Below are 5,744 nucleotides of genomic sequence, written 5' to 3' on the forward strand. Positions count from 1 at the left end.
TACTTGAATCAATAGCACTTAAATAATCTGAATCAATAGTAATATAGCCATCAATATTGGTATTAGCTTCATACAATTGAATAGTACCGCTAAATTTATCGCCCATAGCTCCAATTAAAGAATCATCAAGTATTTTAGAATCAGATTCAAGTACATACTTAGGATTATAAGAGCCGATATAATGTAATTCAAAATCATCAAAATTTAAATTTTTATTATGCTCTAATGATAATTGAAATGAAGTAACGTGCTGCTTATAGGCATCATAATGCGAAGCAGCTGTAAAAGGAGAAGAAGACAATCGGGAAACCCGATCATAAACAGTATATAAATTAACTCTGGAACTCATCTGCGTCGACCTCCTAAACCTGTTTTAGACTTCTTCATATACAAATATTTTTGAGAAGCATTAATTTTATAATTTTTAATTTTAGGCATGTAAGACTCCTATTTTTTAGATAATTTAGAAGTACCAAAAAGGACTCCTACTATAGTTATAATACTCTGACATATAGCAGTTATAAGGGAAACAATATCAAATTCCATTTTTATTACTCCTTTAGTTTTTGACATCTGTGTCAAATGCGCTTAGATAATCAAGTCATTTAAGCGCACCGAGTAAAATACCTCCCGTATTTTACTCGGAACACATAACAAAATACTTAAACAAATTAATATAAATAATATATAACAGAATATTTAAAAAAAAGCAAGATTTTTTTAACACTTTTCCTAAGGAAAAGTTAAAAATCTTGGAAAAATATGAAGCCTATCGGCTATGCTACCGCAGGAATTGGAATATTTGAGCGTTTTAATTGAAGCTTATAAATATATTCTTTATGACAATCTCTAAAAGATTTTTCCAACTCTAAACGTTCATTAGAAATAATAGAATCAAAATTACTATATAAATAAATATTATATTTATCTAAATCGCTGTATAAAATTATATCATCTTTTAATTTAAGGTCAGAAACATTAATATTATAAGTCTCTAAATAATCATAAAAATTATTTTTTGCTCGTTTTTTAATAACCTCATAATTATGTTCTTCAATCTCATCTAATAAATCAGGATTATATTTTAATAAATATCTTTTTTCACGACGGGTAAAAATATGATCTGATTGAATAAGTAAATCATAATTATCTAAAATCCAAGATTTACCAAAATTAGGGGATTTACTGCGAAATTCTAAAGCTCTGCCATACTTCCAATTATAAAAATCGACATATCGGAAACGGAAAGAACCATTATTTTTTAATAATTTCATACTTTTACAATAAGGTATAAAATAATAATTATAAAAATCTTTTAAAAATCTATCTTCAATAGCAGAATAACCAAAATAATAAATAGACTCTACTAATTTACGGGAAAACAAAAGATTATTAAAATTAATATCTCTATGCGGAAATAAATCATTTAAATAATCAAATAATTTAACTTCAAGCAAAGCAGTCAATTTATATATATCATACTCAAATAAATCAGATTTATTAATTCTGCCTGTTTTAAAATCATGAGATTTAGACATATATGAAGTACAATAACGGATAGACTTATCAGATACAAATTTAACATCAACATGACCATAATTCCAACAAGATTTTATAAAGGCTACATGCTGAGGAATACGAGGGTTTAAACCTAATATTATAAAATGATAATGAGGATTATTATTAGACTTTAAACCATATTCAGAAGACATAAATATTTTTAATTTTAATCCTAAATGATAAGAAAAACGGCGTCTAAGACGCTTTTTAAAATCAATAATATGCTGTTTATCAAGAGTAGGCCTTAAAGATATAGGATCATAAGTAAAGCCACATTTATAATTAAATAAATCAGGAGAACTAGGACGGGCATACGTGAGAGTAACAAAAGCACCGTATTCACCATGTTTATAATAAGGCAACTCATTAATAATGTCATCGGAGTTAATTCGAGCACGCTCCGAAATACAAGAAGCACAACGACCGCACTTAACGTTAATATATCTATAAACATAAGTACAAGAATAACGATCATAATAATGAACCTTGAGCAACTTACTATTAAAACACATAATTAGGGCAAATAATCAAAATTAGCATTACCAAGAGGAATTTTATCTAATATATTATTTTTTAAATCATTAAATAACTTGGAAGCTCCTCTAATACCAATACGAGCAACATCAACCGAACGCCAAAAAAACATAATAAGAGAGGCAACATTAACAGAACCATTAACATTAAATTCGCCTGTACCTTCTAACTTAGCAATAACTTTACTAAGTCCGGAACTGCCTGCAGAAAGACGTTTTAAAAAACTAAAACTTACATTAAGCTCTTTATATTGTTCCATTTCATATTTACTTATACCTGTAGCCCTATTAAACTCTCTATTATGTTCAAGGTCTTCTATTTCTTTCTCCAAACGTTCACGCTGTTTATCTGTTAAATTAGTTTCTGAGACTGCTTTAGTTCTATTAATATCATTACTTTTTAATTCATCCTGCATATTAATAATTTCCTGATTCTTTAAACGTTCATCAGCCTTCTGAGCTTTAGCTTGTGTACGAGCATTCATAAAGCCAGCAAGAGAGTTTAAAAGACCTGAAAAATCAATATTAGACTGAGGAGCAGGGGCAGAAGTTACAGGAGTAGAAGCAGCAGGAGAACCAGAAGCTCCCCATTTAGTAAAACCTGCTTCCTTCATATCAGCCGCGCGGCGCTGAATAGCAGAGTCTTCACGCTGCATAATTTTTTCGTTAAGTTCTTTTTGATAATTAAATTGCTCTTTCTGAAGGTTAAAATTTTTCTTATTCTGAATTAAATCACCAATACCGGTAAATATACCAGTAAAAGCACTAAAAGGATCAAAAGACATTATTGAAGACTCCTATTTTTAGCATCTTGCTCAGCTTTATATTCGTTAATAGCCTGTCTTTTTAATTCGATTTCAGACTCATGACGCTTAAACTCTTCACGGAGATACTTTAATTTTTCTTCCTGTTTATCAAATCTTTTTACTTTTTCTACTTTCCTACGATAAAGCGCAAAAGCCTCATTTTTATCCATATAATGAGGGTGTAAATTGTCGCCTGCATAATCTTCAATACTATCACCAGAAGAAACAAAATCATTATACTCATAATAATACTGATTAGAATTATCTAAATCCCTTTGAACACCTGCGAGCATTAAACGTTCGTATTGTATAGAAAGAGGTACATAGCTCTCACGCTCAACATTATCAACAGTACTATAATATTTTGGGGTACGAGTATAAGAAAACTTAGATCTAAAATACATTTATCAACCTCCATAAACATGATCTAATAAACCGGGCATTGAAATAATAGGAATCTTCCTCATAGCCTTAACATTAAAATAAAAGTTACATAAAAAGGGATGCTCATCATTAACAACAAAAATACTATTATTAAACGGATCACCTTCATCAGGATCACAAGAAATAAAGTCGTTATTTAATGCGGGAGGATTCGAGAACTTTCTAAAAATTAAATAACTTTGTAGATCAGTATCATAAAAATCACCGGAAACATATGAAAGCTTTTCACGCAGCTCATCGTAACGACCCTGAAAAGCAAATATTTTCTGATCTCCTTGAAGTTCATCGGAATTACCTGTTGCATAAAGTTCAGATTGTAATATGCCTTGATAAGACAAATTCATAAAATGCGGGTTCACCTGTTCTAATAAAGTCTTACGCATAACTTCACGCGGCAAACGCTGAGAATATACAGCAGGAGGCATAATACGGGCAATAAACATAATGACTCCGGGTTCCTCAGCCTTATAAGATCCAAGAGAACCGGAATCGGTTAAGCTGAAGCCGTGGCCGGTCTGATTACCTTGAGGACTGACGTCATTAGTTGCAGAGTTCTGAAGAACTTCGGAAATCTGTATATTAAATGATGATTGTCCAATAGATTCAGGAAGAGAAAGACGAGCATCAGAAGGGCTTACATTCCACTGATACTGCAGCATTTCAATAAATCGGGAACCGCCACGCATAAGAGACTCGAAGAACCTTTGAATCGCAAACATATCGCGAGCATCTGAAACATCTAAACTTATAAGATTAGAAACATCAATTTTATTATTTCTATTAAGCCAATCAACAAAAGAATTCTGTGAATCGGATTTAACTTGACCTGTTAAAGTAATGCGGGATTTCTGTCCGCTGACATAAGTAGGACCAGGACCTCCGACATTAATCCAATTAGAACCGCCGGGACCAGCATGAAGCTGACCAGTACGATCACTATTATGAATATAAAAGTCATTAATATCGACTCTAGATATAGGCAAAGAGGGCGAACCATTTCCAAGAAGAAAATCAACAGTAGCAGAACCAGTTACAGGGATAGCGGGCGCAATACCTTTCTGACGGGAATAAAAAGCAGCTGTAAAATAATCTTTACGCCATGAAGAACGAAGACACCATTGAAGAAGCGCATCAGATGAATTAATTGATTTAAAATCTATAGGCCTCTGAAGATTCTCATCGCGATACCATTCATTATATATAAAATAATAAGCTCTGCGAAGTAAATCAAAAGGCAAAACAGTCGAAGGAATAGCATTTATATTTTTAGTACCGTCGAACTCTCTAGAAAAGCCGAAACAATCCCATAAACAAGGGGCATATTTATCTAATGGCACAGTAAATAAATCATACTTATCCTTTAAATACTGATCAAGTTTGTCAGCTACAAACCTCTTAGAATTACTTCCGGGAATATCAACATATTTAACACCCATAGAATTAAAAACAGCTTCATAAGCAGAATCATCTTTAAATTTTTTGTATAATTTTTCAACATGTTTTATTAATGTGCTAGATGAATTAATAGTTGTAGTAACTCCATCATAAGAAAATAAATCGTCATCATTTAACACTGCAGTATATTCAAAAGTACAAGTAACATAATCTACATTCGAAGAATTATCGAACCAAGATTTACAATTAGATACTGCGGGGGTAGAATGAGCAAGCGCAAAATTATAATAAAAGTTAGGATCAATAATTGAATGATCAACAGTTCTTACAAGCCTAGGAGGCCATTTATATCCGGGTTCATAAGGAGCCATATTAGCATTAACAGGAACTTTAACATAAGCATAAAAGCCATTATGAAGAGTCGAACCCTCAGGAAGGGGACCGCCATCAGGACTAGGCGTAATACCGACGCTTTTAAAAACAACATCTTTTGAAAGCTTACCAGTAGGAGCTCCGCTATTAACATCAGTAAAACTGCACCAAGTAGGAAGCGGGCGATCATAAGATTTAGGCGGTATAGTTTTAGGGTCTACAGTAGTATAAAAAGCCTCGAAATTATCATCAAGAAGCCTATAAGGAACAAAATAAGCATGTACCTCGCATGTAATATTATTCATAATAGGAGCAAGCAAAGGCATACAGCGGACTAAAGCTTGAACGTTTAAATCATGTATATCGCCGGGAATACATTCAAACCAAGCGATAGGAACTAAATAACCAAAAGGCATTGTAGTATAATGATTATGAGATAAATCAAAAGCATTATATTTAGGATCTAAACCATTAATAACATCATAATTGCGCATAAAAATTAACCTTTATTAGATTCCTTTGAAATAATCTGTTTACGAGAAAAAGGACCAGACAAAGACTCAAAATCATCATTTGAATTACTTGAATCAATAGCACTTAAATAATCTGAATCAATAGTAATATAGCCATCAAT

The 5,744-nt window shown here is 31.9% G+C and carries 5 protein-coding genes; all 5 read right to left on the reverse strand.

The window, feature by feature from the left end; genetic code table 11:
* Positions 1-349 (reverse strand): hypothetical protein (locus QZ306_RS10280; protein ID WP_295163591.1); only part of this gene is annotated, 349 nt, incomplete at its 3' end.
* Between the two features lie 427 nt (positions 350-776).
* Positions 777-1,922, reverse strand: a complete 1,146-nt coding sequence (locus QZ306_RS10285) for a hypothetical protein (RefSeq protein WP_295163593.1) — start codon at positions 1,920-1,922, stop codon at positions 777-779.
* Positions 1,923-2,074: 152 nt separating this feature from the next.
* Positions 2,075-2,878: a hypothetical protein gene (locus QZ306_RS10290; protein ID WP_295163595.1), complete on the reverse strand. Its 804-nt coding sequence runs from the start codon at positions 2,876-2,878 to the stop codon at positions 2,075-2,077.
* Positions 2,878-3,192 (reverse strand): hypothetical protein, encoded by a 315-nt coding sequence (locus QZ306_RS10295; RefSeq protein ID WP_295163597.1) that lies wholly within the window; start codon positions 3,190-3,192, stop codon positions 2,878-2,880. The genes QZ306_RS10290 and QZ306_RS10295 overlap by 1 nt, the downstream gene beginning before the upstream one ends.
* 114 nt (positions 3,193-3,306) lie before the next feature.
* Entirely contained in the window at positions 3,307-5,604 is a 2,298-nt protein-coding gene (locus QZ306_RS10300; protein WP_295163599.1) for a major capsid protein, read from the reverse strand.
* Between the last annotated feature and the right edge of the window lie 140 nt (positions 5,605-5,744).

Source organism: uncultured Brachyspira sp., from assembly GCF_910588665.1.
GTDB lineage: Bacteria > Spirochaetota > Brachyspiria > Brachyspirales > Brachyspiraceae > Brachyspira.